The sequence below is a fragment of the Delftia deserti genome (assembly GCF_042653485.1).
Classification (GTDB): Bacteria; Pseudomonadota; Gammaproteobacteria; order Burkholderiales; family Burkholderiaceae_C; genus Comamonas; species Comamonas acidovorans.
In genome coordinates this window covers 2080203-2104508 of record NZ_JBHSIH010000001.1, presented here as the reverse complement: position 1 = coordinate 2104508, position 24306 = coordinate 2080203, and the positions used below count along the sequence as shown (strand labels likewise).

The following is a 24306-nucleotide window of genomic DNA, read 5'->3' as shown; positions in this document are numbered from 1 at the left end:
TGCGTTATTCCTTGTCGGGATGGTGGTGCGCCCAGTGGCGCGCGAGGTCGATGCGGCGGCAGACCCAGACCTTGTCGTGCCGCTGAATGTGGTCCAGAAAGCGCTGCAGTGCCGTGATGCGGCCGGGGCGGCCCAGCAGGCGGCAGTGCATGCCAATGCTCATCATCTTGGGGGAGTCGTCGCCGGCCGGATCGCCCTCGGCGTAGAGGGCGTCGAACGTGTCCTTCAGGTATTGGAAGAACGGGTCGGCGTGCGAGTAGCCCTGGGGCAGGGCGAAGCGCATGTCGTTGCAGTCCAGCGTGTAGGGCACGATGAGCTGGCTGCGGGTGCTGCCGTCGCTCTTGCCGACCTTCATCCAGAAGGGCAGGTCGTCGCCGTAGTAGTCGCTGTCGTAGGCGAAGCGGCCGTCGTCGGCCACCAGGCGGTGGGTGTTGGGGCTGTCGCGGCCCGTGTACCAGCCCAGGCCGTGGTCGCCATCGTGGCCGTACAGCTCGCCGAAGATCTCCATGCACTGCTGCATGTGGGTGCGCTCGACCTCGGCGGGAATGTTCTGATAGTGGATCCACTTGAGGCCGTGGCAGGCCACTTCATGGCCCAGCTCGTCGAAGGCCTGGGCCAGCTCGCGGTGCTTTTGCAGGGCCGTGGCCACGCCGAACACGGTCAGCGGCAGGCCGCGCTTCTCGAACTCGCGCAGGATGCGCCAGACACCGGCGCGCGAGCCGTACTCGTAGATGCCTTCCATGCTCATGTGGCGCTCGGGGTAGGCGGCCGGGTTGAACATTTCGGACAGGAACTGCTCGCTGGCGGCATCGCCGTGCAGCACGCAGTTCTCGCCGCCCTCTTCATAGTTGAGGACGAACTGCACGGCCACGCGGGCCTGGCCTGGCCAGCGGGCGTGGGGGGGCGTGCGACCGTAGCCGATCAGGTCGCGGGGATAGGGGGCAGTGGCGTCGTAGGTCATGCGGATACGGAGGAAAGGGCCATCGAAAGATCGCTGGTCGGCATGTCGCGGTCGAAGGTCAGGCCGGCTTCCACGTGGTCCAGGTGCTGCTGCATGAGCTGCACGGCGTGGTCGGCGTCGCCGCCGGCCAGGGCCGTGACGATTTCGGCATGCTCGTCATGGGAATGCTCGGCGGCCGTGCTGGACTGGTACATCAGCGTGATCAGCGCGCAGCGCGAGATCAGCTCGCCCAGCAGCTGGGCCAGCACCTCGTTGCCCATGAGTTCGGCCATGCGCACGTGGAAGTCGCCCAGCAGCTCGGTGCGCTGGCCGACGTCGTTGCCGTCCATGGCCTTTTTCTCGGCCGCCACGTGCTGCCGCAGCGCGCGGATCTTGGCCGGCGTGCTCTGGGCGATGAAGGCGCGCACCATCTCGGCTTCGAGCATGCGGCGCACGGCGAAGACCTGGCGCGCCTCGTCCACCGAGGGCGTGGCCACGAAGGCCCCGCGCGCGGGTTCGAGCCGGATCAGGCGGTTTTGCGACAGCTGGAACAGCGCCTGGCGCACCAGGGTGCGCGAGACGCCGAAATGGTCTGCCAATTTCTGCTCGGCCAGCTTGGTGCCGGGCAGAAGACGGTGTTCGACGATGGCCCGGGTCAGGCTCTCGACAATGAAACTGGTGGTGGAAGTCTCCATTCAGCCATCATAGCGGCTGGTCACAAGAGTTGTATACAGTTTCTGTCTACTGCTTATTGGCGTTTCCCCGCATACGGCATCCTTTTTCAGAAGCCGGGCGCGGCCGTATCGAAGTGCCGTGCCAGGTGCTCCACAAAGCGCTGCACGCGCTGTGTTACCGCATGCCGCTGCGGATAGACCACATGGATGTCGGCCGGCGCCGTGGCATGGTCGGCCAGCACCTGCACCAGGCGGCCGCTGCGCAGATAGCGGGCGATATCCCATTCGGCGCGCATGACGATGCCCAGGCCGGCCAGGGCCCAGCCCACGGCGATCTCGCCATCGTTGGTGCTCAGGCTGTCGCGCAGGCGGATGGCCTCGGTCTTGCGGCCGGGGCCGTTGTGGGTGAAGCGCCAGACGCCGTGGGTGTCGTCGCCCTGGCGGATGTCGATGCAGTCGTGCTGCATCAGCTCGCGCGGGGTGGCCGGCGTGCCGCGCCGCGCCAGGTAGGCGGCAGACGCGCACAGCAGCCGCCGGTTGGGCGCCAGGCGCCGCGCGATGATGCGCGCGTCCGGCGGCTCGCCAAAACGTATGCACAGGTCGAAGCTGTCATCGACCAGGGGCGGCGGCGAGGCCGACAGCTGCAGCTGCACCTGGATCTGCGGGTGCCTGCGCACGAAGCTGGCGATCAGGGGCGCGATATGGCTGCGCCCGAATCCCAGCGTGGCATTGATGCGCAGCAGGCCCTGCGGCTGCCCGGGCATGCCGGCCACGGCCTGCTCCATGGCGGCAATGTCGTCCAGGATGCGCCGCGCATGGGCCAGGTAGGTCTGGCCCTCATCGGTCAGGCCCAGGCGCCGCGTCGTGCGGCTGACCAGTTGCACGCCCAGCCGCGCCTCCATCTGGGACAGGCGCTTGCTGGCCGCCGGCGTGGTGATGCCCAGCTCGCGGGCCGTGGCCGACAGGCTGGCGCTGCGGGCCAGCAGGCAGAAGAAGGCCATCTCCGATGGCGCTGAGACGGGTGTGCTCATTGTTGAATCAAAGTGAACGATGCCATCACTCTAGAGGCGCGCGCGGCGTTGTTCCATCGATAGATTCACGGACAAGGCCATGGAACCGCATGGCGCTTCATCCACCGCAATCCAAGGAGCCCTCATGACAAAGACATACCGCATCGCCTGCATTCCCGGCGATGGCATCGGCAAGGAAGTGGTGCCCGCAGGGCAGGAGGTGCTGCAGGCGCTGGCCGAAACCCAGCCCGGCCTGGGCTTTGCCTTCACCAGTTTCGGCTGGGGCGGCGACTGGTACCGCGCGCACGGCGAGATGATGCCGGCCGACGGGCTGGACGCGCTGCGCGGCCAGGACGCCATCCTGTTCGGCTCGGCCGGCGACCCGCACATTCCCGACCATGTCACGCTGTGGGGCCTGCGCCTGAAGATCTGCCAGGGGTTCGACCAGTACGCCAATGTGCGGCCCACGCGCATCCTGCCGGGCATCGATGCGCCGCTCAAGCGCTGCGCGCGCGAGGACCTGGACTGGGTCATCGTGCGCGAGAACTCCGAGGGCGAATACGCGGGCGTGGGCGGTCGCGCCCACCAGGGCCATCCCATCGAGGTGGCCACCGACGTGAGCATGATGACCCGCGCGGGCGTGGAGCGCATCATGCGCTTCGCCTTCCGCCTGGCGCAGTCGCGGCCGCGCAAGCTGCTGACGGTGATCACCAAGTCCAACGCCCAGCGCCATGCCATGGTGATGTGGGACGAGATCGCCGTGCAGGTGGCCGCCGAGTTCCCCGACGTGCGCTGGGACAAGGAGCTGGTGGACGCGGCCACGGCGCGCATGGTCAACCGCCCCGCCTCGCTGGACACCCTGGTCGCCACCAACCTGCATGCCGACATCCTCAGCGACCTGGCGGCCGCGCTGGCCGGCAGCCTGGGCATTGCGCCCACGGGCAACATCGACCCGGAACGCCGCTATCCCAGCATGTTCGAGCCCATCCACGGATCGGCCTTCGACATCATGGGCCAGGGCCTGGCCAATCCCGTGGGCACCTTCTGGAGCTGCGTGATGCTGCTGGAGCACCTGGGCGAGCACCGCGCCGCGCAGCGCCTGATGCAGGCCGTGGAGCAGGTGACGGCCGATGCCGCGCTGCACACGCGTGACCTGGGCGGCAAGGCCACCACGCGCCAGGTCACCGATGCCGTCTGCGCACGGCTGCGTGCGCAGACGGCCGAGGCCCAGGCCGAGCCCGTGCCTGCCTGAGCGCGCGCTGCATGGTCCGATAACCCACAAAAGAACAGACAGGAGACAAACCATGAACCGCATCACCAGGGTTGCCGCCGCGTGCGCGCTGGCCACCGCCATTCCTGCCACCATCCCCGCTGCCTGGGCACAGGCCTGGCCGGCACGCCCCGTCAACCTCATCGTGCCGTTTCCCGCAGGCGGCACCACCGACGTGCTGGCGCGCGCGCTGGGCCAGGAGCTGTCCAAAAGTCTGGGCCAGCCCGTGGTCGTGGAAAACCGCCCTGGCGCGGGCGCCACCCTGGGCGCCGACCATGTGGCCAAGGCGAAACCTGACGGCTACACCCTGCTCATGGGCGCCGTGCACCACACCATTGCCACCAGCGTCTACCGCAGGCTGGGCTATGACTTCCAGAAGGACCTGGCGCCCATCACCGTGGTGGCCGTGGTCCCCAATGTGCTGGTGGTCAATCCGCAGGTGCCGGCCAAAACCGTGCAGGAGCTGCTGGCCCAGGCCCGGGCCCAGCCCGGCAAGCTGGCCTATGGCTCCAACGGCGCGGGCACGGGCCAGCACCTGATCGGCGCGCAGTTCGAGTCCATGGGCGGCGTGCAGCTGCTGCACGTGCCCTACAAGGGCAGCGGGCCGCTGACCACGGACCTGCTGGGCGGGCAGATCGCCATGTCCTTCGATACCGTCACGTCTGTGCTGCCCCACATCAAGGCCGGCAAGCTGCGCGCGCTGGCCGTGACCACGGCCCGGCGCTCGGTGGCCCTGCCCGATGTGCCCACGCTGGACGAGGCCGGGCTCAAGGGCTTCGACATGGGCACCTGGTTCGGCGTGCTGGCACCGGCCGCCACGCCCCGCGAGGTACTGGCGCGGCTGGGCGCGGACATGAACCGCATCATCGAGTCCCCGCAGTTCCGCAGGAAGATGGAGGAGATAGGCGCCGAGCCCATCGGCGGATCGCCCGAGCAGATGGCGCGCCAGATCCGCGACGACACAGACCGCTTCGCCAAGCTGGTCAAGGACGCCAAGGTGGCCCTGGATTGAGTTGAGTTGGCACGAGGAACGAGGCCGGGCGAATCAGTTGTGACTTGACCGCATGCCACCGTCGGTGCAGGAAATTCCATAATGCCCGGCGGAGACAACACACCATGACCAGCACCACGGACCTGCACCTCACCGATCCCCAAGCCTTTCTGCTCGACCTCTACCGCGCTGCGGTCAAGGATGCGCAGCCCCTGTACAGCATGGCCCAATGCCTGCCAAAGCCTCCCAAGGGCCGCACCCTGGTGCTGGGCGCGGGCAAGGCCGGCGGCTCCATGGCCCAGGCGCTGGAGGCGCTGTGGCCAGCGGACGCGCCGCTGTCCGGCCTCGTGGTCACGCGCTACCACCACATCCCGCCGCGCCCCGAAGGGCTGGCGCAGCGCATCGAGGTGGTCGAGGCCGCCCACCCCGTGCCCGATGCGGCAGGCCTGGCCGCCGCCGAACGCATCCTCGCGCTGACCGAAGGGCTGACCGAGGACGACCTCGTGCTGTGCCTGATCTCGGGCGGCGGCTCGGCCCTGCTGACCCTGCCGGCCGAAGGCATCGACCTGGAGGAAAAGCAGCGCATCAACCGCGCCCTGCTGGAAAGCGGAGCCGCCATCGGCGAGATGAACTGCGTGCGCAAGCACCTGTCGCGCATCAAGGGCGGGCGCCTGGGCGCGGCCTGCGCGCCCGCGCGCGTGATCACGCTGACCATCAGCGATGTGCCGGGCGACGATCCCTCCATCATCGCCAGCGGTCCCACCGTGCCCGACGCCAGCAGCTGCGCCGACGCGCTGGCCATCCTCGCGCGCTACCGCATCGAAGTGCCTGAATCCGTGCGCCGCGCGCTGGAGGGGGGCGAGCTGGAAACACCCAAGCCCGGCGACGCGCGCTTCGACGGCCATGAGGTCCACATGATCGCCACGCCCCAGCACTCGCTGGAGGCGGCCGCACGCGTGGCCGAGGCCGCAGGCCTGCGCACCCATGTGCTGTCCGACGAGATCGAGGGCGAATCGCGCGAAGTCGCCAAGGTCCACGCCGCCCTGGCGCGCGCCGTGTCCCGCCACGGCCAGCCGTTTGCAAAGCCCTGCGTGATCCTGTCCGGCGGCGAGACCACGGTCACCATCCGGCAGCGCCCGGCCGGCACGCCCAAGGGACGCGGCGGCCGCGCTGGCGAGTTCTGCATGGGCCTGGCCCAGGCCCTGCAGGGGCAGGACAAGGTCTGGGCGCTGGCGGCCGATACCGATGGCATCGATGGCGTGGAAGACAACGCGGGAGCGCGCGTGTCACCGGATACGTTGGCGCGGGCACAGGACCAGGGCATGCGGATTGCCGAGTACCTGGATCGCAATGATGCGTATGGGTTCTTTGATGCGTTGGGGGATCTGGTGGTGACCGGGCCCACGCATACCAACGTGAATGACTTCCGGGCGATTCTGGTTCTCTAGGTTTTTGCTCCTGCCGGGTGGTTGTTTTTCGAGGCCGGGACGTGCGCCCGGCCACTTGTTTCAGGCTCGCATGTTTCAGGCGCTCACGCCCCGCGCGGCAGCGTCTCCCACCATTCGGCATCGAACCGCCCCTGCAGGAAGGCGATGAAGGACTGCACCTTCTGCGGCACCAGGCGCGGCGAGGGGTAGACGGCGTGGATTTCCTGCTCGGGCAGGCGGCAGGTCTTGAGCACTTCGACCACGCGGCCGGCTTCCAGGGAGTCGTGGGCCACGTAGCGGGGCAGGGCGGCGATGCCCATGTGCGAGCGCGAGGCCGCCAGCAGGGCCGAGAGGTTGTTGGAGCGAAGGCGGCCGGTGACGGGCACGGAAACGGGCTCGCCGCTGGCGTTGCGCAGGCGCCAGAGGTCGTTGCCCTGAACGCTGCTGTAGATCAGCGTCGCGTGCTCCTTGAGGTCGGAGGGGCGGCGCGGCGTGCCGCGCTTGCGCAGGTAGGTGGGCGAGGCCACCAGCACCCAGGGGTTCACGCCCAGGGTGCGTGCGCCCAGGCTGGAGTCGGCCAGCTTGCCCAGGCGCAGGGCCACGTCGATGCCGTTGGCCACCAGGTCGGTGTAGCGGTCCTCGAAGCTCAGGTCGACCTGCACCTGGGGGTTGTGCGCCATGAATTCCAGCGCCAGCGGTATCAGCACGCGCCGACCGAAGGCCACCGAGCTGCCGATGCGCAGCTGGCCCTGCACCTGTGTCTGTCGCACCTGGACCACCTTGTCCGCCTCGGCCACGTCGTTGACGATGGCCTTGCATTTCTCGTAGTACAGCGCGCCCGCTTCGGTCAGGCTCACGCCGCGCGTGTTGCGGTTGAGCAGGCGCACCTTCAGGCGCGTCTCCATGGCTGCGACCTGCTTGGTGACCGTGGGCTGGGTGGTGGCGAACTCGTGCGCGACCTTGGTGAAGCTGCCGGTCTCCACCACGCGCACGAACATGTGCATGGCATCGAGTCTGTCCATGGCGTCGTCTCCTTTTCATTGGTAGTTATTCCTGTACGGAATAAATTTTATGGTCTGCGCAGGCGTTCCGCCAACCGGCCTGTCTGCCTAGAGTTGACTCCAATTTGAAGGAGACCTCCCATGGCAAAAATGAAAGCAATCGAAGCCGCAGTCCGCGTGCTGGAAAAAGAAGGCGTGACCGTCGCATTCGGCGTTCCCGGTGCCGCCATCAACCCGCTGTACGCAGCGCTCAAGGACCATGGCGGCATCGGCCACATCCTGGCGCGCCACGTCGAAGGCGCAAGCCACATGGCCGAGGGCTACACCCGCGCCGTGGCCGGCAACATCGGCGTGTGCATCGGCACCAGCGGCCCGGCCGGCACGGACATGATCACGGGCCTGTACTCGGCCAGCGCGGATTCGATTCCGATTCTCTGCATCACGGGCCAGGCGCCGCGCTCGCGTCTGCACAAGGAAGATTTCCAGGCCGTGGACATTGCCTCCATCGCCAAGACCGTGACCAAGTGGGCCACCACGGTGCTGGAGCCGGCCCAGGTGCCGCGCGCCTTCCAGCAGGCCTTCCACCTGATGCGCTCGGGCCGCCCCGGCCCCGTGCTGATCGACCTGCCCATCGACGTGCAGCTGGCCGAGATCGAGTTCGACATCGATACCTACGAGCCCCTGCCTGTCTACAAGCCGGCTGCCACGCGCAAGCAAGTGGAAAAAGCCATCGCCATGCTCAACGAGTCCGAGCGTCCGCTGCTGGTCTCGGGCGGCGGCGTGATCAATGCCGACGCCTCCGAACTGCTGGTGGAGTTCGCCGAGCTGCTGGACGTGCCCGTGATTCCCACCCTGATGGGCTGGGGCACCATCCCCGACGACCACCGCCTGATGGCCGGCATGTGCGGCCTGCAGACCAGCCACCGCTACGGCAATGCCACCATGCTGGCCTCGGACTTCGTGCTGGGCATCGGCAACCGCTGGGCCAACCGCCACACGGGCTCGGTCGAGGTCTACACCAAGGGCCGCAAGTTCGTGCACGTGGACATCGAGCCCACGCAGATCGGCCGCGTGTTCGCGCCCGACTACGGCATCGTCTCGGATGCCGGCGCGGCGCTGCAGCTTTTCGTGGAGGTGGCGCGCGAGTGGAAGGCGGCCGGCCGCCTGAAGGACCGCAGCGGCTGGGTGGCCGAATGCCAGGCCCGCAAGAACAATGTGGAGTACCTGCGCAAGACCAATTTCGACAACGTGCCCATGAAGCCGCAGCGTGTCTACCAGTGCATGAACCGCAGCCTGGACAAGGACACCTGCTATGTCTCCACCATCGGCCTGTCGCAGATTGCCGGCGCGCAGTTCCTGCATGTCTACAAGCCGCGCAACTGGATCAACTGCGGCCAGGCCGGCCCGCTGGGCTGGACCGTGCCGGCCGCCCTGGGCGTGCGCGTGGCCGACCCGGCCCGCAAGATCGTGGCGCTGTCGGGCGACTATGACTTCCAGTTCATGATCGAGGAACTGGCCGTGGGTGCGCAGTTCAAGCTGCCCTACATCCATGTGCTGGTCAACAACAGCTACCTGGGCCTGATCCGCCAGGCGCAGCGCGCCTTCTCCATCGACTACTGCGTGCAGCTGGCCTTCGACAACATCAATGTCGATGACAAGGAGGAGTCCAAGGGCTACGGCGTGGACCACGTCAAGGTGGTCGAGGGCCTGGGCTGCAAGGCGATCCGCGTGCACCGTCCCGAGGACTTCGCGCCCGCCATGCAGCAGGCCGAGGCCTGGATGGCCGAGCACCGCACGCCGGTGGTCGTCGAGGTCATCCTGGAGCGCGTGACCAACATCTCCATGGGTGCCGAGATCGACAACGTGATCGAGTTCGAGGACCTGGCCGCAGCGCCTGCCGACGTGCCCAGCGCCCTGGCACTGCTGGATTGAAGCAAGGCACCCCCTGAGCGGCTGCGCGGCTGCGCCGCTTCCCCCTCTCTTCGGAGGGGGACGATGCCATCGCTGCGGGGCGGCCCTTGCCTGGCATCCCTGGCTGGCGCTGCGCCAATGCCTGCATTGCGGGCGGTGCAAGCACTCGGGGGGCCGATTTCCATTGCCCCTTGGGCATTTTTACCGGCGGGGCGCCTTGCGTGCCCTGCCGCTCCCAACCCACCAAACGACTACCGGAGACTTCTGACATGCCCCGTTTCGCTGCCAACCTCAGCATGCTGTTCACCGAGGTGCCCTTCCTCGACCGCTTCGAGCGCGCGGCGCGCGCCGGCTTCGAGGCCGTGGAATTCCTGTTTCCCTACGCCCATTCGGTCGAAGAGATCAAGGAGCGCGTCGATGCCCACGGCCTGCAGATCGTTCTGCACAACCTGCCGGCCGGCGACTGGGAGGCGGGCGAGCGCGGCATTGCCTGCCACCCCGACCGCGTGGACGAGTTCCGCGCCGGCGTGGCCAAGGCCGTGACCTATGGCCATGCGCTGGGCGTGCCCCAGCTCAACTGCCTGGCCGGCAAGGCGCCTGCCGGTGCCGATGCCGCGCTGCTGCGCCGCACCTTCGTGGACAACCTGCGCTTTGCCGCCTCGGCACTGAGCGCGGCCAATCTGCGCCTGCTGATCGAGCCCATCAACCCCTTCGACATTCCCGGCTTCTACCTGAACCGCACGGACCAGGCCCTGTCCATCCTCGACGAGGTGGGCGCGCCCAATGCCTTCGTGCAGTACGACATCTACCACGCGCAGCGCACCGAGGGCGAACTGGCGGCCACGCTGCAAAAGCACCTGGCCCGCATCGGCCACGTGCAGCTGGCCGACAACCCGGGCCGCAACGAGCCGGGCACGGGCGAGATCAACTACCCCTTCCTGTTCGCGCACCTGGACCGCATCGGCTACCAGGGCTGGGTGGGCTGCGAGTACAAGCCCGCGCGCGATACCGAATCGGGCCTGGGCTGGATCGAGGCCCACGCCGCCGTGGCGGCCTGAACGCACGCGGAACCTTTCCAGATTTCCCGCAATTCCCAAAAACGACAAGGAGTACACAGCATGAATGCATCCTCTCTCAAGCTCGGTTTCGTCGGTCTCGGCATCATGGGCGCGCCCATGGCGGGCCACCTGCTCACGGCCGGCCACCAGCTCTTCGTGAACACCCTGGGCAAGATCCCCGCGCAGATCGCCGAGAGCAGCGCCACCCAGTGCACCACGGCGCGCGGCGTGGCCGAGCGGGCCGACATCATCTTCCTGATGCTGCCCGACACGCCCGATGTCGAGAAGGTGCTGTTCGGCGAGGACGGCGTGGCCGCCGGCCTCAAGGGCAGCAGCGGCAAGGTGGTGGTGGACATGAGCTCCATCTCTCCCGTGGCCACCAAGGACTTCGCGCGCCGCATCGAGGCCATCGGCGCCCAGTACCTGGATGCGCCGGTCTCCGGCGGCGAGGTGGGCGCCAAGAACGCCACGCTGTCCATCATGGTCGGCGGCCCCGAGGACGTGTTCGCGCGCGTCAAGCCGCTGTTCGAGCGCATGGGCAAGAACATCACCCTGGTGGGCGGCAACGGCGACGGCCAGACCGCCAAGGTGGCCAACCAGATCATCGTGGCGCTGAACATCGAGGCCGTGGCCGAGGCCCTGCTGTTCGCGTCGCGCGCCGGTGCCGATCCGGCCCGCGTGCGCGAGGCGCTGCTGGGCGGCTTTGCCTCGTCCAAGATCCTGGAAGTGCATGCCGAGCGCATGATCAAGCGCACGTTCGATCCGGGCTTCCGCATCTCGCTGCACCAAAAGGACCTGAACCTGGCCCTGAGCAGCGCGCGCCAGCTCGGCGTGTCCCTGCCCAACACGGCCCAGGCCCAGGAGCTGTTCAACAGCTGTGTGGCCCACGGCGGCGCGGGCTGGGACCACTCGGGCATGGTGCGTGCGCTGGAGATCCAGGCCAACTTCGAAGTGGGCCAGAAGGTCCAGGACTGATGGCCGGTCTTTGAGACAACGATTGGTGGGAGGGCGGCCTTGCGCCGCCCTGTTGTGAAAAGCCGCGCTCGGCAACGGGCGCGGCTTTTTCTTGCTTCAATATCCCAGTGTCTGCCCGTCGGGGTTGCGCGGGTCGGAGGCGCCGTAGAGCATGCCGTCGCGCAGCTCGATGGTCTGCGTGCGGCCCATCGACGCCTTCACGGCAACGTTGTGGCCGCGCGACTTGAGCAGTGCCACGGTGTCGGGGCTGATGCCCTTTTCAACGCGCAGCTCATCGGGCGTCCACTGGTGGTGGAAGCGCGGCGTGGCGGCTGCCTCGGCCGGGTTCATGCCGAAGTCGATGGTGTTGACCACGGTCTGCAGCACGGTGGTGATGATGCGCGCGCCGCCGGGGCTGCCGGTGACCAGCACGGGCTTGCCGTCCTTGAGCACCATGGTGGGTGTCATGGACGACAGCGGGCGTTTGCCTGCGGCCACCGCATTGGCATCGCCGCCGACCAGTCCATACGCGTTGGCCACGCCGGGCTTGGCCGAGAAATCGTCCATCTCGTTGTTGAGCAGGATGCCCGTGCCCTTGGCCACGATGCCGCTGCCGAAGTTGGTGTTCAGCGTATAGGTCACGGCCACGGCGTTGCCCGCCTTGTCCACCACGGAGTAGTGCGTGGTCTGGTCGCTTTCGTAGGGCTGGGGCTTGCCGGGCCTGATGTCCTTGCCGGCGCGCGCCTGGTAGGGATCGATGCCGGCGGCCAGCGCCTCGGCATAGCGCTTGGAGGTCAGGCCCTTGAGCGGCACGGTCACGAAGTCGGGATCACCCAGGTATTCGGCACGGTCGGCATAGGCCAGCTTCATGCTTTCCGCCATGTAGTGGATGCTCTGCGCGCTGTTGACGCCCCACTGGTTCATGGGCCAGCGTTCCATCATGTTGAGGATCTGGATCAGATGGGCGCCGCCGGAGGACGAAGGCGGCATGGTCACGATCTCGTAGCCGCGGTAGGTGCCGCGCAGCGGCGCGCGCTCGGCGACCTTGTAGCTCTTGAGGTCCTGCAGCGAGAGGGCGCCTGCATGCGGCGCCATCTCGGCCGCGATCTTGCGGGCGATGGAGCCTTCGTAGAACACCTTGGAGCCCTGCTGGCCGATCAGGCGCAGCGACTGCGCCAGGTCCTTTTGCACCAGGCGGTCGCCGCGCTTGAGCGGCTCTCCCCCGCGCCAGAAGATGGCCTGCGTGGCGGGCCACTGGCCCATGTTCTTCTTTTCCTGCTCCAGGATCTTGGCCAGGGTCTCGCTGACGGGAAAACCCTTGTCGGCCAGCTTCGCGGCCGGCGCAATCACCGTGGACAAAGGCAGCGATCCCCATTTCTTCAGCGCATGCTCCATGCCGGCCACGGTGCCGGGCACGCCCACGGCGTAGTGGGTGTAGAGCGACTTGCCGTCGATGACCTTGCCGTCGGCGCCCACGTACATGTCGCGCGTGGCCTTGGAGGGCGCGACCTCGCGGAAGTCCAGCGCAATGTTCTTGCCGCTCTTGGCGTCATGCACCACCATGAAACCGCCGCCGCCGATGTTGCCTGCGTTGGGCAGGGCCACGGCCAGCGCGAAGCCCATGGCCACGGCGGCATCCACCGCATTGCCGCCGGACTTCAGGATCTGCAGGCCGATGCGCGAGGCCAGCTCCTGCTCGCTGGCCACCATGCCGCTCCTGGCCACGACGGGATGGAACACATCCATGTCGAAGTCATAGGCGGCGCTGGCGGCCTGGGCCGCGTTGCTCTGCGTGATGGGCGCCGCTGCCGGGGCAGGCGCTGCGGCCACGGGTGCTGGCGTCGCCGAAGCCGCAGGCGGCTGCGTGCTGCTGCAGGCGGCCAGGCTGGCAATGGCCAGCGCCAGGCTGGTTGCAAGCAAGGGGGAGCGAAGTTGCATCGGTATCTCCTTGGCAGATGAAACAGTGGAACAGTGGAAAAGAGCGTGAGTCCTGTGCCGCCCTGTGTGCGCCGGCCGGAGGGTCCTGCGGCCAGGGCGGTGGCGGACCACAGTGTAGAAGCATGGCGTCGGCAGCCTTCCCGCGCGCAGGCCCGGGCGCCGAAAGTGCGGGTATCTGCCTAGGCGTCGGCCGTGCAACGCCCTTCAAGGGCGTACAAAAACTGTATACACTTTGCGAATGCAGGGCAGGGCCGCGAGTGCTGTCGCGCGCCGCGCTGCGTGCATCGACCAACCAATGACAACCGGCTGGGCCAGCCCCCGCCGCACAGGAGATTTCCATGGGCCTGAGCACCCACGTCCTCGACACCATGAATGGCTGCCCCGCAGCCGGCATGGCCGTCGCGCTGTATTCCACCGATGGCGACCAGGCCACGCTGATCAAGAGCCTGGTGCTCAACCACGACGGCCGCACCGATGCGCCGCTGTTCGACAACAACAGCCTCAGGACCGGCACCTACCGCCTGACCTTCGACGTGGCGGCCTACTTCAAGGCCCGTGGCGTGCAACTGCCCGAGCCCAACTTCCTCAACAAGGTGAGCCTGGACTTCGGCGTGGCCCATGCCGACCAGCACTACCACGTGCCCCTGCTGGTCAGCCCCTGGAGCTATTCCACGTACCGGGGCTCCTGAGCCCTGCTGCAGGCAGGCTGTCGGGGGATGGCCTGGAGTGAACCCTGAAACGAAGAACGGCCCGCATCGCGGGCCGTTCCTGTTCTTGCGCCTGTCTCTGCAGGAGGGCGGGCTACTTGCCCTTGGCGTGCCCCATGGCCACGACCAGGGCCGTGATGAAGAAGAAGGCCTGCAGCTCCAGCGCCCAGCCTCCCGAGCTGTGCAGCTGCATCACCTGGCCCGTGTGCACCAGCGCAAAGGCCACGACCATGTTGATCGCAATCACCAGCGCCGCAGGCACCACCCACAGGCCGACCAGCAGCAGCAGCGGCGCCACCACCTCACCCAGATAGACCGCATAGGCCAGCCAGCCCGGTGCGCCCGTGGACTCCACCATGCGCTCGATGCTGCCTATGCCGTAGCGCAGCTTGGCCCAGCCATGAAAAAGCAGCAGGACCGCGAGCGTGACGCGCAGCAGCACCATGGCTGCCTGGGGATGGTGAAAGTGGCTCCAGAACTTCATGAACTCCCTCGTTGTGGATGGGCCCGGTGGGCCGGGTGTTGCTGTGGGTGCATTCTGGCATCAGCGCGCTTTCGGTGTCGGCTGTGGCGGCACGGCACGGGATTTTCAGACATTTCCTGCGGGCCTGTAGTCCTATGGCGCAACTTGTGACATGTCTCATCACAAGTACCGCAAAGCGGCCTAGCATCATCCCCAGCCTGTCTCAGAAACGGTTTGCGAGCACTGGAAGGGGTGCCCGGGACCGGGAGGCAAGGTGATCAATCCAATGAACCGATGGGGTCTCCCCAAAACGTCCAATCAAGAAAGGCAGGTTTTCCCATGCGTCAGTTTTCTTTGCGTACCGTCGTGATGGCCACGGCACTGGCGGCCGGCAGCATTGCCATGGTCGGCTGCACCACCACCAAGCCGGAAACCCAGTCCGCGCCGCGTGCCGACGCCACCACCGTCAACGCGCGTGCCAACGCCGCGCTGGAGCGGCTGTACCAGACGGCGCCCGGCTCCAAGGAAATGGTGGCCCGCTCCAGAGGCGTGCTGATCTTCCCCTCTGTGATCGGTGGCAGCTTCGTCATCGGTGTCGAGCATGGCCGCGGCGTGCTGCGCGTCGGCGGCCAGAACAAGGGCTACTACAGCACGACCGGCGCCTCGGTGGGCTGGCAGGCCGGTGGCCAGTCCAAGGCTGTGATCTATGTGTTCAACACCCAGGAAGCGCTGGACAAGTTCCTGGCCAGCGACGGCTGGTCCGTGGGCGCCGATGCCACGGTGGCCGCAGGCAAGGTGGGCGCCAATGGCAGCGTGGACACCACGACCGCCCAGGGCCCCGTGACCAGCTATGTGCTGACCAATGCAGGCCTGGAAGCCGGCGTGTCGCTGCAGGGCTCGAAGATCACCAAGGTGGTCGAGTGATCCAGGCCCTGAGGGGCCTTTGAAAGAAACCGGCCTGCGGGCCGGTTTTTCTTGATGCGGTCGTGTCAGGCGGCGCCAGCGACGCCGCCTTCATTGCCGCCTTCCGGTGCCGCGGGCGGGAGCATGGCCTGCTCTATGCGCTCCAGGCGCTTTTCGATGCGCTCCACGGCGTCGGCACTCATCTTGATGTCGTAGATGCTCACGGGCTCCTCGCATTCCAGCGCAGGGTCCGTCGCGGCCGACATGCGGCCGAGCACCGGGGCCTCGAACGTGGTCTGCAGCCGGGCCACGACTTCGGCGTTCATGGAACGGCCGGTGCGCTTGGCTGCCTCCTCGATGAGGTCCTTGAGTTCCTGCGGCAGGCGCAGCTTGTACTGAGGATCGGTCTGTTTCATCGCCGGCAATCATGGACCGGAAAGGTATTGACTGCAATGGACCTGAAAGGTTTTGCTGCTTCAGCACCAGCACGGTCCCGCGCAAGGGGCCATGAAGACGGTCAATCCATCGGGCCGCAGGCACCTGGGATGCTCACCACAGCACCAGGAAGTGCTCGCGGTCGATGCGCTGTGCCACATGGGAGCGGCCGGGCGTGCTGCCGCAGTTGTCGCAGGAGCGGGGCTATGCCATCGAGGTCATCGACCGCGTGAACGATGATGCTCCGGACGACCTGGTGCTCCATGCCGTGGCCTGCCTGCTCAAAAGCGCCAGGTGCTTTGCCGACGGCCAGCCGCGTGAATCTGCCTGAACCGGCATGAACCGGCATGAACCGGCATGAACCGGCCTGAGCCAGCCTTTGGCGGCCTTAGGCTCAGAGCTGGCCTTCGGTCAGCGTGTCGAGCTGGAAGCGGCCGGACTTGTCCCAGAGCCAGGTATCGGTATACGTGATGCGGGCGGCGCCAGCAGGAGCCGGGAAGGGCGCGGCGGCGCGTACCAGGCGCTCGATCTCGCTCACCACTTCGGGTGCATGGCTGGGCGCGCGCATCCAGTGCAGGCGCTGGACCTGGCCGTTGCGGTCGATCTGCACCTGCAGCACGCCGATCGCGTAGAGCATGGGCGGCAGCTGGCCCTTGTAGATGCGCTCGGCATTGCGCGCGTACAGATGGTTGGCTGCCACCTTGCGGTACTGCAGCTGTGCGCTGGAGGTGGCCTCGTCGGGGCGCGCGCCGGGGCCGGGCGGTGACTTGCAGGCCGTGACCAGGGAGGCAATGGCGGCCATCAGTCCCGCCCACAGCCAGGGACGGCCGGAACGTGGCTTTTGCACGGAACTGTGCTGAGAGGAATCGGGGGAATCGGGCATGATTGCGAGCGTATCCTGAAACGCCGCGGCACCGGCAGTCGGAGCGCAAAACTCAAGTGCCGCAGCGGAAAATCCCGCAACAAGTTCCAACGAAGCCCGCAGGCGCCACGACGGGCTGTCAGGTGCGCCCATGTGGAGTGACACGTTCAAGAAAGTCGAGCAGGGCCTTGCGCAGGGGCCGCTGTGCTGGGTCGAGGTGATGGAGTCGCGCGGCTCGGTGCCGCGCGAGCGCGGCGCCTGGATGGCCGTCTTTGCCGACCGCGTGGCCGGCACCATTGGCGGCGGGCACCTGGAGTTCGACGCCATCGACCGCGCCCGCAGCCTGCTGCGCGACGCGGCGCTTCAGGCCGGGCAGGGCGGCCAGGCGGGCCCTGCCCTCGCCGACCACCAGCACCGCTATCCGCTGGGGCCCAGCCTGGGCCAGTGCTGCGGCGGCGTGGTGGTGCTGAGGTTCGTGCTGGTGCCCCAGGGCCGCATGGACATGCTGCGAGAGCGGCTGCAGCCGCCACGCGACTGCGTGGCCCTGTTCGGCGCAGGCCACGTCGGCCATGCGCTGGTGCGCCTGCTGTGCAATCTTCCCTACCGCGTGATGTGGGTGGACAGCCGCGATTCGGTCTTCCCCGAGGAGGAGCACGAGCTCGTGCAGTGTGAATACTCCGATCCCGTGCAGTCCGCCGTGGCCGATCTGCCCACCGGCTCCCAGGTGCTGATCATGAGCTTCAGCCATGCCGAGGACCTGGAGGTGGTCGCCCAATGCCTGGGCCGCCAGCGCCAGCACGGCGACCTGCCCTATGTGGGGCTGATCGGCAGCGCCACCAAATGGGCCACCTTCCGGCGCAGGCTGCGCGAGCGCGGTTTCAGCGATGCGGAGCTGGACCACGTGACCTGCCCCATCGGCGTGCCCGGCATCAAGGGCAAGGAGCCTGAGGTGATCGCGGTGGCCGTGGCGGCGCAGCTGCTGCAGCGGCGCAGCGCCGCGCCCGCGCAGAATCAGGGAAATCTCTAGTGAATTGATTTCGCGCAAGCCGGTTGGCTGCCGAAAAATTGCATACACTTTGTGTCTACGAAATGGTCGCAGCGGTGCACCGGCGGTATATCTACCGGGTGCGCGGCCTTTTTCTTCTGCTCAGAGCGCCCGCAGTGGTGAGCAGGTTGAACACCGGCGGCCCCCACGCTGCCAAGGTTGAGAGCTATGGAAAGCTACATTCTCGACTGGGCCAACCTGCTGTTGCGGTGGCTCCACGTCATTACGGCCATCGCCTGGGTCGGTTCCTCCTTCTATTTCGTCTTCCTCGACAGCAGCCTGACGCCGCCTGTCGATGACGATCTCAAGAAGCAGGGCGTCAGCGGCGAACTCTGGGCCGTGCACGGCGGTGGGTTCTACCACCCCGTCAAGTTCAATGTCTCGCCGCCCAAGCTGCCCGATCATCTGCACTGGTTCTATTGGGAAAGCTACACCACCTGGCTCAGCGGCTTCGCGCTGCTGACGGTGTCGTATCTGTGGAACGCCAAGATCTACCTCGTCAATCCGGCCGATCCCAACGCCATGGGCTCGGCTGCTGCCATTGCCTCGGCCCTGGCCTTCCTGGTCGTGTTCTGGCTGCTGTACGACGGCATCTGCCGCGTCTTCGGCCAGAAGAAGAACGGCGACGCCACGGTGGGCGCCATGGTGCTGGTGCTGGTGTGCATCGCGGCCTTCCTGGCCTGCCACATCTTCCCGGGCCAGGCCGCCTTCCTGCTGATGGGCGCCATGCTGGCGACCTCGATGAGCGCCAACGTGTTCTTCTGGATCATTCCCGGCCAGCGCACGGTGGTGAAGGCCCTGAAGGAAGGCCAGCCCGTGGACCCCATCCACGGCAAGCGCGGCAAGCAGCGCAGCGTGCACAACACCTACTTCACGCTGCCGGTGCTGTTCGCCATGCTGTCCAACCACTACGGTTGGCTGTACAGCCATGAGCTGAACTGGCTGGTGCTGATCCTGATGATGTTCGCGGGCGCCGCCATCCGCCAGTTCTTCGTGATGCGCCATGGCTTCAAGCTGGGCCGCAACGCCCATCCCTGGCCCTACGCCCTGGTCGGCGTGCTGGTGCTGATCGGCACGGCCGTCTGGCTCAAGCCTGCACCGGCGCCTGCCGCCGCCCCTGTGTCTGCGCCTGCCGCCGCCCCCGCACCGGCTCCCGCCGCCGTGCAGGCCCCCTCTGCTGCTGCCGAACCCGCTGCGACGGCGGCACCCGGCGCCGAAGCCGCTGCACCCGTTGCGGCCGCTCCCGCCGCCGACGGCGCCGTGGGCTACGCCCAGATGGCGCCCTTCTTCCAGCAGCATTGCGTGGTCTGCCACGGTGCCGCCCTGCAGCAAAAGAATGTGCGCCTGGACTCGCCCGAGCAGGTCAAGGCCCACGCCCAGCAGATCTACCAGCAGGTGGTGCAACTGCGCAAGATGCCCTTCGGCAATCCGGGCGCCCTGAACGATGACGAGCGCAGCATGGTCAAGCGCTGGTACGAGTCTGGTGCATCGGTGAATTGATCGCCGGGCCGCGCCCAAACGCTGTCAGCGTCTGGCGGCCAGCCACCAGCCCGCAGCCTCGCAAGAGCCTGCGGGCTTTCTGTTTCAGGCAGGCCAGGTCGCTGCGGCGCCATGCCGGGCGGGGCGCCGCGCTTCATCTTGCGGCGTGTGCAGCGCGATGGCGCCGCGCCCCGGCAGGCTTTGCGCCTTGGCCTGCTGCTTGGCCAGGGCCGCGAGGTTGGCGATGTCCTCGGGTGCCAGCAGGCTGCCCGGCGTGACGCGCACCACGCCGATGGACAGCGTGGTGCAGGCAAAGAATCGCCGGATGCCGTGGCGGTCCTCGGCCCAGATGCCTCCGGCCTCGCGCGCCTGGTCGTCGAACAGCCGGCGCGCCTCGCCTGCGAAGGCGCCGACGATGTCCTCGCAGCGCCGCTGCCAGTCCTCGCTTTGCAGCAGCAGCATGAAGTCGTCCCCGCCCACATGGCCCACGAAGTCGCGCCGCGCATCGCAGTGCGCCACGGCCAGCCGCGCCACCAGGCGGATCATCTGGTCGCCGCGCCAGTAGCCGTAGTGGTCGTTGAAGGGCTTGAAATGGTTGAGATCGGCATAGCAGGCCACGAAGCCCGCGCCGCTGTCCAGCAGTCGCTGCATGTGCAGGCTGATGGGGATGTTGCCGGGCAGGAAGGTCAGCGGGTTGGCGTGGCGCGCGGCCTCGATGCGCGCCTCGGTCACGCGGCGCACCAGCTGCTCGCCCGTGCCCAGGCCCACATAGCGGCCGTTGTCGGTGACGATGAAGCCGTCGCTCAGGTAGCGCTGGTCCTGCGAGGTGAGGATGCCCACGAGCTGGTCCACATCGCAATCGAGTTCGACGATGCGCGGCTGCACGTTGGCAAAGGCCAGGCAGGGCTTGCGTCCGTGCACTTCGCGGAAGTACAGCGTGGCGTAGTGGTTCATGAACTGCTGGCGGTTGATGAGGGCCAGCGGCCGGCCGGCCTCCACGACGGCAATGGCATGCAGTTGCTGGCCGGCCTTGAACAGCTCGGCCACCTCGTCGTTGCTGGCGGCCGGGGCCACGCAGGGCGCCTGCATCACCATCAGATTGCGCAGCACGCCCGGGCGGGCGCTGTGTCCCTGGTGGGGCAGCACGGCCACGCGCGGGTCCTGCGCCACGCTGCGCGCCTGCGTGCTGATCTGGGGCTGGGCGGTTTCGGCAGGGCGGCCCAGCAGCCAGCCCTGGCCATACGGAATGCCCAGGTCGCGCAAGGTGCGCAGCTCACCCTCGGTCTCTATGCCTTCGGCGATCAGCATGGTGCCGAACACCTCGGCAATGCCCTTGATGGCCTGCAGCAACTGCAGCGTGGCCGGGCGCTGCTCGATCTGGTGGATGAAGTATTTGTCGATCTTGACGAAGTCGGGCTTGGCCTCGGACCACAGGCGCAGGCTGGAGCGCCCGTCGCCAAAGTCATCCAGCGCCAGGCGCGCGCCCGTGGCGTGCACGGCCTTCACGGCGGCGCAGACGGCGGGCATGTCGGTCACATGGTCGTGTTCGGTGATCTCCACCACCAGGGACCGGGCCTGCACGCCGAAGCTGCGCACCGTGTCCCCGACCATGCCGGGTCCGCAGACCCCCACGGCCTGCACCAGCGCCTGGGCGCTGAGATTGACGAACAGCCGGCCCGGCGCACTCTGCCGGCCCCAGTCCTGCAGCGCCACGCAGACCGCCAGCAGCTCGAATTCCCGAAGAATGCCCTCGGCCGCCGCCCCCTGGAGCAGGGCATCGGGCGTGTGCAGCGGCGTGCCCTGGGGGCCGCGGATCAGCGCCTCGTGCGCATAGACGCGGGCGCTGCGCAGATCGGCCAGCGGCTGGAAGACGCAGTACAGGCCGCCCGCGCGCATGAGCTGCGCCACGGGGCCTGCGCCGGACCGCACGGCGGCGGACAGCACGGCCGCGGCAGCGGGCAGGCTGGCGAGCATCTGGGGATCGATCATGGGCTCAACTTTTCAGTTGGATACATTGCGTTTCACTGGTGACATGCTTGTGACAAGTATGCCGCCTGTGGACCGGTGGGCTGGCGGTGGATTGACATGGCTCAAAACGCGGCGGGAGCAAAGCCGGCAAAGTTGCATGCATGTTCGCCCTGTCTTCCTTGCAAGCTTTCGCCTTCGCGCCGGGTTCCGCCCAGGTGTTGGCCGCGGGTACCTGGCTCAGGCTGCGTCGTCAGTCGCCGGATACGGTGATGTATCTGGAGCGCGGTCGCGTGCTCCTGGGCATAGGCCAGGGTGGGCAGATGCGCCACCAGCTCGGCGTCGTGGAGGGGCCGGCCTGGCTGGACGCGGCCTTTGTGCTGCGGCGGCGCGGCAGCAGCCTGGACATGCTGGCCGACAGCGATGTCCGCGTGCAGCAACTGCCCCAGACCGACTTCCTGCAGGCCGTCTCGCAGCTGCCTTCGCCCGCCCAGCAACTGCTGCAGGACATGGCCCAGGCCTACTGCGCGCAGACCGAGCTGGCGGTGAGCCGCCTGTCCAAGGACGCCGAGGCGCGCTGCGCCCAGTGGCTGCTGCGCCATGCCATGCCGCACGAGGCTGGCGGCCTGCGCGTGACGCTGCACCTGCGCAAGCGGCTGATCGCCGCCCAGCTCGGCATCGCACCCGAGACCTTCTCGCGCGTGCTGCGCCAGTTGCGTGAGCACGGGCTCATCGCGGGCCGGGGCAATGTCATCGATCTGCCCAAGCCGGCAGCCCTCGAAGTGCTCGCCGTAGGCTGATTCCCACGCCCCTGGCTGGTGCCTGCCTGCAAGCGCCAGGCCTTGCGGGGCGGGGTATCCACTGGTTCGCGGGTTCCACCCAGTGGGACGGCTTTCGGGCCTGCATATATTGATGGCGTCATGTCACTGGACGCCCGCCGATCTCCCTTTTTCCAGGCACTGCTGGCATCCCAGGATGCTCCGCAGCTGCCGGATTCACCCTTGCGGCCGCGCGCGGCCACAGGCTGGGGTGCCATGCGCTGCACGGTGCTGGCGCTGGCCGCTGCGGCCGTGCTGCTGGCGGGCCTTGGCAGCGTCTGGTGGGTCTCGCACAGCATGCGCCAGCAGACGCTGGAGCGCGCCGTGGCCCGGCAGGCCGACGAGGTCGATACCGTGGCGCGCATGCTGGCCGCGCGGCTGGAGCAGCAGCAGCGCCTGCTGTGGGTGCTGGCCCAGGGCATGGCCGACCAGGGCAGCGACCCGAGCCGGCTGATGGGCGAGATGCTGCGCGGAGACGCCTCGGTGCGGCTGTTCGACACCCTCCAACTGGCCGATGCGCGCGGACAGCTGCAGCTCAGCCTGCGCGGCGGCCGTTCCGAGCCCCTGGTCGATCTGGACGAAGGGGTGCGCGACGTGATGCGGCGCAGCCTGGCCGATGGCAAGCCCGTGGTCTCCACCATGGCCCGAAAGGGGCCTGATCCCGCAATGATGGAGTTGCTGTATGCCGTGCCGCTGCGCGACGGCAACGGCACGGTCAGCGGCGTGCTGTCGGCCGGTGTGCGCATGTCCGCCCAGGCCCTGCTGCCGCCCAGCATCGACCCCTCGCGCTCCGGCGGGCGCCTGCTGGTCATGCAGCGCGACGGGCAGATCCTGGCCCACTCGGACCCCTCGCGCTGGTCGGCGCGGGCCGAGGCCGAGCCCGGCCTGGGCGCGGACTGGCTGCAGGACCCCGCTGCCGGCGCAGTGCAGGTGGGCCCCGACACCCAGCGGCGCGCGGGCTACCTGGTGACGACGGCAGGCATGCCGCTGCCGCAGTGGCTGGTGGTCAGGATCACCCCCGAGGAAGCCATTGCGCCCAGCCTGGAGCCGCGCGTGCTGTGGTGGCTGCTGGCCGCCGTGGCCGGTGTCGCTGGCGTGCTGGTCCTGCTGCTGATCCTGGTCACCGAACCCATGGCAGCCCTGCACCGCACTGCACGCCAATGGCTGGCGGACCAGGGAAGGCTGATGGCCGAGGAGCCCGATCCCGCGCCCGAACCCGAGCCGGGCCATGCCGAGGAAGGCGGCTGGCGCATGCCCTGGACCCACGCCTGGGGCGAAGCCTCCACGCTGTGGCAGGCCCTGCATCGCCTGGGCCAGATGGGGCAGGAGCAGGCGCACGAGGTCGGCCGGCTGCAACTGCAGCTGCAGACGCTGATGGACTACGCGCCCGTGGGCCTGGTGGTCACGCATGCGGCGCAGCTGGAGCTGGTAGGCCTGCAGGCTGCGCGCATGCTCGGCTACCCTCCGCGCGAGCTGCAGGGGCAGGCGATACGCCAGCTGTGCGCCTCCGACGCGGCACACATCCAATTGCTGGAGCGGGTGCGCAAGGACCTGGACACGTACGGCCAGTTCGACAGCGAGCAGTGCTTTGTGCGCAAGGACGGCCGCCCCATCTGGGTGCGCCTGCACGGCCAGAGCCTGCAGCGCCTTCAGCGCGGCCTTGAGCCGCGCGCCGTGGTACCGGCAGACCCCACCCTGGTCTGGGTGGTAGAGGATGTGACCATGCAGCGACTGGTGCGCGAGCAGCCGGGCTGGAAGGCCATGCACGATCCGCTGACCCTGCTGCCCAACCGCGAGGCCTTTGCCGTGCGCCTGCATGAATGGCTGCAGGAGTGCGGTGCCGCCCAGCGCCTGCCGACCGAGGCGTTGCAGGATGGTGAATTCGCCATGCAGCGCAGCGACACCACCGCCGTCGCCACGGTCGAGGAGGAGGCCGTTGGCCTGCCGCAGCATGGCGTGATCCTGTTCCTGGACCTGGACCACTTCGCCCACGTCAACCAGCAGGGCGGCCATGCGGCAGGCGACGAGGTGCTGTGCCACATGGCCCGGCTGATCGACAGCGTGGTCCGGCCGCTGGGCTGGGTGGCGCGCCTGGGCGGTGATGAGTTCGCCGTGCTGCTGGCGGGCACCTCGGCGGAGCAGGGCATGCTGCTGGCGCAAAGCCTGTGCATGGCCGTGCAGGACTGGGAGGGCGCCCATGAGGGGCAGCGCTACCTGATGGGTGTCAGCGTCGGCATGGTGGTGCTCGATGCCCGCCAGCACACGGTCAGCAGCGCGCTGCGCTCGGCCGACATGGCCTGCTATGCGGCCAAGCGCAAGGGCCGCAACCGCGTCGAGGTGCTGGAGGCGGCCTGAGTGAGGGAATGAATGCGGGCCTGGGTGGCGGCCTGGGTGGCCGCGCCACCGCGCCAGCGCTTGACCGGCCTTGGCCCGCATATTGCATGTCTTGCACACA

The 24306-nt window shown here is 68.0% G+C and carries 22 protein-coding genes; 13 read left to right on the top strand and 9 right to left on the bottom strand.

What is annotated here, in order from left to right:
• Nucleotides 1-4: 4 nt before the first annotated feature.
• From puuE to ACFPFG_RS10035, 3 genes are all read right to left on the bottom strand, one after another.
• The gene (gene puuE / locus ACFPFG_RS10045; RefSeq protein WP_380106288.1) at nucleotides 5-961 is read right to left on the bottom strand and encodes an allantoinase PuuE; all 957 of its coding nucleotides are present in this window, start codon (nucleotides 959-961) and stop codon (nucleotides 5-7) included.
• Nucleotides 958-1635 (bottom strand): GntR family transcriptional regulator, encoded by a 678-nt coding sequence (locus ACFPFG_RS10040; protein ID WP_012204034.1) that lies wholly within the window; start codon nucleotides 1633-1635, stop codon nucleotides 958-960. Before ACFPFG_RS10040 ends, puuE begins: the two co-directional genes overlap by 4 nt.
• An 86-nt stretch (nucleotides 1636-1721) precedes the next feature.
• Nucleotides 1722-2645, bottom strand: coding sequence for a LysR family transcriptional regulator (locus ACFPFG_RS10035; protein WP_380106285.1), 924 nt, complete (start codon nucleotides 2643-2645; stop codon nucleotides 1722-1724).
• 124 nt (nucleotides 2646-2769) lie between these two features.
• Between ACFPFG_RS10035 and ACFPFG_RS10030 the strand changes: the two genes are divergently transcribed.
• The 3 genes from ACFPFG_RS10030 to ACFPFG_RS10020 all read left to right on the top strand — a co-directional run bounded on the left by ACFPFG_RS10030 (nucleotide 2770) and on the right by ACFPFG_RS10020 (nucleotide 6333).
• Nucleotides 2770-3876 (top strand): tartrate dehydrogenase, encoded by a 1107-nt coding sequence (locus ACFPFG_RS10030; RefSeq protein ID WP_034391100.1) that lies wholly within the window; start codon nucleotides 2770-2772, stop codon nucleotides 3874-3876.
• Between the two features lie 52 nt (nucleotides 3877-3928).
• On the top strand, nucleotides 3929-4906 hold the full coding sequence (locus ACFPFG_RS10025; RefSeq protein ID WP_380106283.1) for a tripartite tricarboxylate transporter substrate binding protein: 978 nt from the start codon (nucleotides 3929-3931) through the stop codon (nucleotides 4904-4906).
• Between the two features lie 104 nt (nucleotides 4907-5010).
• The gene (locus tag ACFPFG_RS10020; protein ID WP_380106281.1) at nucleotides 5011-6333 is read left to right on the top strand and encodes a glycerate kinase type-2 family protein; all 1323 of its coding nucleotides are present in this window, start codon (nucleotides 5011-5013) and stop codon (nucleotides 6331-6333) included.
• A gap of 83 nt (nucleotides 6334-6416) precedes the next feature.
• Here ACFPFG_RS10020 and ACFPFG_RS10015 read toward each other — a convergent pair whose 3' ends face one another.
• Nucleotides 6417-7334: a LysR family transcriptional regulator gene (locus ACFPFG_RS10015; RefSeq protein WP_312379718.1), complete on the bottom strand. Its 918-nt coding sequence runs from the start codon at nucleotides 7332-7334 to the stop codon at nucleotides 6417-6419.
• A gap of 120 nt (nucleotides 7335-7454) precedes the next feature.
• Between ACFPFG_RS10015 and gcl the strand changes: the two genes are divergently transcribed.
• The 3 genes from gcl (at nucleotide 7455) to glxR (ending at nucleotide 11257) form a co-directional block, all read left to right on the top strand.
• A complete protein-coding gene (gene gcl / locus ACFPFG_RS10010; protein ID WP_016449782.1) occupies nucleotides 7455-9245 on the top strand; it encodes a glyoxylate carboligase in 1791 nt (596 codons plus the stop codon).
• Nucleotides 9246-9493: 248 nt separating this feature from the next.
• Nucleotides 9494-10282, top strand: a complete 789-nt coding sequence (hyi, locus tag ACFPFG_RS10005; RefSeq protein ID WP_183017644.1) for a hydroxypyruvate isomerase — start codon at nucleotides 9494-9496, stop codon at nucleotides 10280-10282.
• Nucleotides 10283-10342: 60 nt separating this feature from the next.
• Nucleotides 10343-11257 carry a 2-hydroxy-3-oxopropionate reductase gene (glxR, locus tag ACFPFG_RS10000; protein ID WP_197957105.1) on the top strand — a complete coding sequence of 305 codons (915 nt, stop codon included), beginning with the start codon at nucleotides 10343-10345 and terminating at the stop codon, nucleotides 11255-11257.
• Between the two features lie 96 nt (nucleotides 11258-11353).
• Here glxR and ggt read toward each other — a convergent pair whose 3' ends face one another.
• Nucleotides 11354-13174: a gamma-glutamyltransferase gene (gene ggt, locus ACFPFG_RS09995; RefSeq protein ID WP_380106278.1), complete on the bottom strand. Its 1821-nt coding sequence runs from the start codon at nucleotides 13172-13174 to the stop codon at nucleotides 11354-11356.
• Between the two features lie 338 nt (nucleotides 13175-13512).
• Here ggt and uraH point away from each other — a divergent pair, with 338 nt between their 5' ends.
• Nucleotides 13513-13863, top strand: coding sequence for a hydroxyisourate hydrolase (uraH, locus tag ACFPFG_RS09990; RefSeq protein WP_012204044.1), 351 nt, complete (start codon nucleotides 13513-13515; stop codon nucleotides 13861-13863).
• Nucleotides 13864-13975: 112 nt separating this feature from the next.
• Here the strand turns inward: uraH and ACFPFG_RS09985 are convergent, their stop codons facing one another.
• Nucleotides 13976-14365: a DoxX family protein gene (locus tag ACFPFG_RS09985; protein ID WP_034391114.1), complete on the bottom strand. Its 390-nt coding sequence runs from the start codon at nucleotides 14363-14365 to the stop codon at nucleotides 13976-13978.
• Between the two features lie 318 nt (nucleotides 14366-14683).
• On the opposite strand from ACFPFG_RS09985, the gene ACFPFG_RS09980 reads away from it, so the two are divergent.
• Complete coding sequence (locus tag ACFPFG_RS09980) at nucleotides 14684-15268, top strand: BPSL1445 family SYLF domain-containing lipoprotein (RefSeq protein ID WP_183017648.1); 585 nt, start codon at nucleotides 14684-14686, stop codon at nucleotides 15266-15268.
• Between the two features lie 65 nt (nucleotides 15269-15333).
• On the opposite strand, the gene ACFPFG_RS09975 is transcribed toward ACFPFG_RS09980, so the two are convergent.
• A complete protein-coding gene (locus tag ACFPFG_RS09975) occupies nucleotides 15334-15663 on the bottom strand; it encodes an Arc family DNA-binding protein (RefSeq protein WP_183017649.1) in 330 nt (109 codons plus the stop codon).
• Nucleotides 15664-15827: 164 nt separating this feature from the next.
• On the opposite strand from ACFPFG_RS09975, the gene ACFPFG_RS09970 reads away from it, so the two are divergent.
• Complete coding sequence (locus ACFPFG_RS09970; protein WP_374618367.1) at nucleotides 15828-16013, top strand: hypothetical protein; 186 nt, start codon at nucleotides 15828-15830, stop codon at nucleotides 16011-16013.
• Nucleotides 16014-16076: 63 nt separating this feature from the next.
• On the opposite strand, the gene ACFPFG_RS09965 is transcribed toward ACFPFG_RS09970, so the two are convergent.
• Complete coding sequence (locus ACFPFG_RS09965; RefSeq protein ID WP_183017650.1) at nucleotides 16077-16565, bottom strand: hypothetical protein; 489 nt, start codon at nucleotides 16563-16565, stop codon at nucleotides 16077-16079.
• Between the two features lie 130 nt (nucleotides 16566-16695).
• Here ACFPFG_RS09965 and xdhC point away from each other — a divergent pair, with 130 nt between their 5' ends.
• Both xdhC and ACFPFG_RS09955 read left to right on the top strand, forming a co-directional pair.
• Nucleotides 16696-17571 (top strand): xanthine dehydrogenase accessory protein XdhC, encoded by an 876-nt coding sequence (xdhC, locus tag ACFPFG_RS09960; protein ID WP_197957103.1) that lies wholly within the window; start codon nucleotides 16696-16698, stop codon nucleotides 17569-17571.
• 186 nt (nucleotides 17572-17757) lie between these two features.
• On the top strand, nucleotides 17758-19089 hold the full coding sequence (locus tag ACFPFG_RS09955) for a urate hydroxylase PuuD (protein ID WP_183017652.1): 1332 nt from the start codon (nucleotides 17758-17760) through the stop codon (nucleotides 19087-19089).
• Nucleotides 19090-19173: 84 nt separating this feature from the next.
• Here ACFPFG_RS09955 and ACFPFG_RS09950 read toward each other — a convergent pair whose 3' ends face one another.
• Nucleotides 19174-21057, bottom strand: a complete 1884-nt coding sequence (locus ACFPFG_RS09950; protein ID WP_374618370.1) for an EAL domain-containing protein — start codon at nucleotides 21055-21057, stop codon at nucleotides 19174-19176.
• 140 nt (nucleotides 21058-21197) lie between these two features.
• Between ACFPFG_RS09950 and ACFPFG_RS09945 the strand changes: the two genes are divergently transcribed.
• The gene (locus tag ACFPFG_RS09945) at nucleotides 21198-21833 is read left to right on the top strand and encodes a Crp/Fnr family transcriptional regulator (RefSeq protein WP_183017654.1); all 636 of its coding nucleotides are present in this window, start codon (nucleotides 21198-21200) and stop codon (nucleotides 21831-21833) included.
• A gap of 120 nt (nucleotides 21834-21953) precedes the next feature.
• Entirely contained in the window at nucleotides 21954-24206 is a 2253-nt protein-coding gene (locus tag ACFPFG_RS09940; RefSeq protein ID WP_183017655.1) for a sensor domain-containing diguanylate cyclase, read from the top strand.
• Nucleotides 24207-24306: the final 100 nt, after the last annotated feature.

Coding starts and splice junctions, on each gene's coding strand:
- puuE (WP_380106288.1), bottom strand. CDS start 961: ATGACCTACGACGCCACTGCCCCCTATCCCCGCGACCTGATCGGCTAC.
- ACFPFG_RS10040 (WP_012204034.1), bottom strand. CDS start 1,635: ATGGAGACTTCCACCACCAGTTTCATTGTCGAGAGCCTGACCCGGGCC.
- ACFPFG_RS10035 (WP_380106285.1), bottom strand. CDS start 2,645: ATGAGCACACCCGTCTCAGCGCCATCGGAGATGGCCTTCTTCTGCCTG.
- ACFPFG_RS10030 (WP_034391100.1), top strand. CDS start 2,770: ATGACAAAGACATACCGCATCGCCTGCATTCCCGGCGATGGCATCGGC.
- ACFPFG_RS10025 (WP_380106283.1), top strand. CDS start 3,929: ATGAACCGCATCACCAGGGTTGCCGCCGCGTGCGCGCTGGCCACCGCC.
- ACFPFG_RS10020 (WP_380106281.1), top strand. CDS start 5,011: ATGACCAGCACCACGGACCTGCACCTCACCGATCCCCAAGCCTTTCTG.
- ACFPFG_RS10015 (WP_312379718.1), bottom strand. CDS start 7,334: ATGGACAGACTCGATGCCATGCACATGTTCGTGCGCGTGGTGGAGACC.
- gcl (WP_016449782.1), top strand. CDS start 7,455: ATGGCAAAAATGAAAGCAATCGAAGCCGCAGTCCGCGTGCTGGAAAAA.
- hyi (WP_183017644.1), top strand. CDS start 9,494: ATGCCCCGTTTCGCTGCCAACCTCAGCATGCTGTTCACCGAGGTGCCC.
- glxR (WP_197957105.1), top strand. CDS start 10,343: ATGAATGCATCCTCTCTCAAGCTCGGTTTCGTCGGTCTCGGCATCATG.
- ggt (WP_380106278.1), bottom strand. CDS start 13,174: ATGCAACTTCGCTCCCCCTTGCTTGCAACCAGCCTGGCGCTGGCCATT.
- uraH (WP_012204044.1), top strand. CDS start 13,513: ATGGGCCTGAGCACCCACGTCCTCGACACCATGAATGGCTGCCCCGCA.
- ACFPFG_RS09985 (WP_034391114.1), bottom strand. CDS start 14,365: ATGAAGTTCTGGAGCCACTTTCACCATCCCCAGGCAGCCATGGTGCTG.
- ACFPFG_RS09980 (WP_183017648.1), top strand. CDS start 14,684: ATGCGTCAGTTTTCTTTGCGTACCGTCGTGATGGCCACGGCACTGGCG.
- ACFPFG_RS09975 (WP_183017649.1), bottom strand. CDS start 15,663: ATGAAACAGACCGATCCTCAGTACAAGCTGCGCCTGCCGCAGGAACTC.
- ACFPFG_RS09970 (WP_374618367.1), top strand. CDS start 15,828: ATGCGCTGTGCCACATGGGAGCGGCCGGGCGTGCTGCCGCAGTTGTCG.
- ACFPFG_RS09965 (WP_183017650.1), bottom strand. CDS start 16,565: ATGCCCGATTCCCCCGATTCCTCTCAGCACAGTTCCGTGCAAAAGCCA.
- xdhC (WP_197957103.1), top strand. CDS start 16,696: ATGTGGAGTGACACGTTCAAGAAAGTCGAGCAGGGCCTTGCGCAGGGG.
- ACFPFG_RS09955 (WP_183017652.1), top strand. CDS start 17,758: ATGGAAAGCTACATTCTCGACTGGGCCAACCTGCTGTTGCGGTGGCTC.
- ACFPFG_RS09950 (WP_374618370.1), bottom strand. CDS start 21,057: ATGATCGATCCCCAGATGCTCGCCAGCCTGCCCGCTGCCGCGGCCGTG.
- ACFPFG_RS09945 (WP_183017654.1), top strand. CDS start 21,198: ATGTTCGCCCTGTCTTCCTTGCAAGCTTTCGCCTTCGCGCCGGGTTCC.
- ACFPFG_RS09940 (WP_183017655.1), top strand. CDS start 21,954: ATGTCACTGGACGCCCGCCGATCTCCCTTTTTCCAGGCACTGCTGGCA.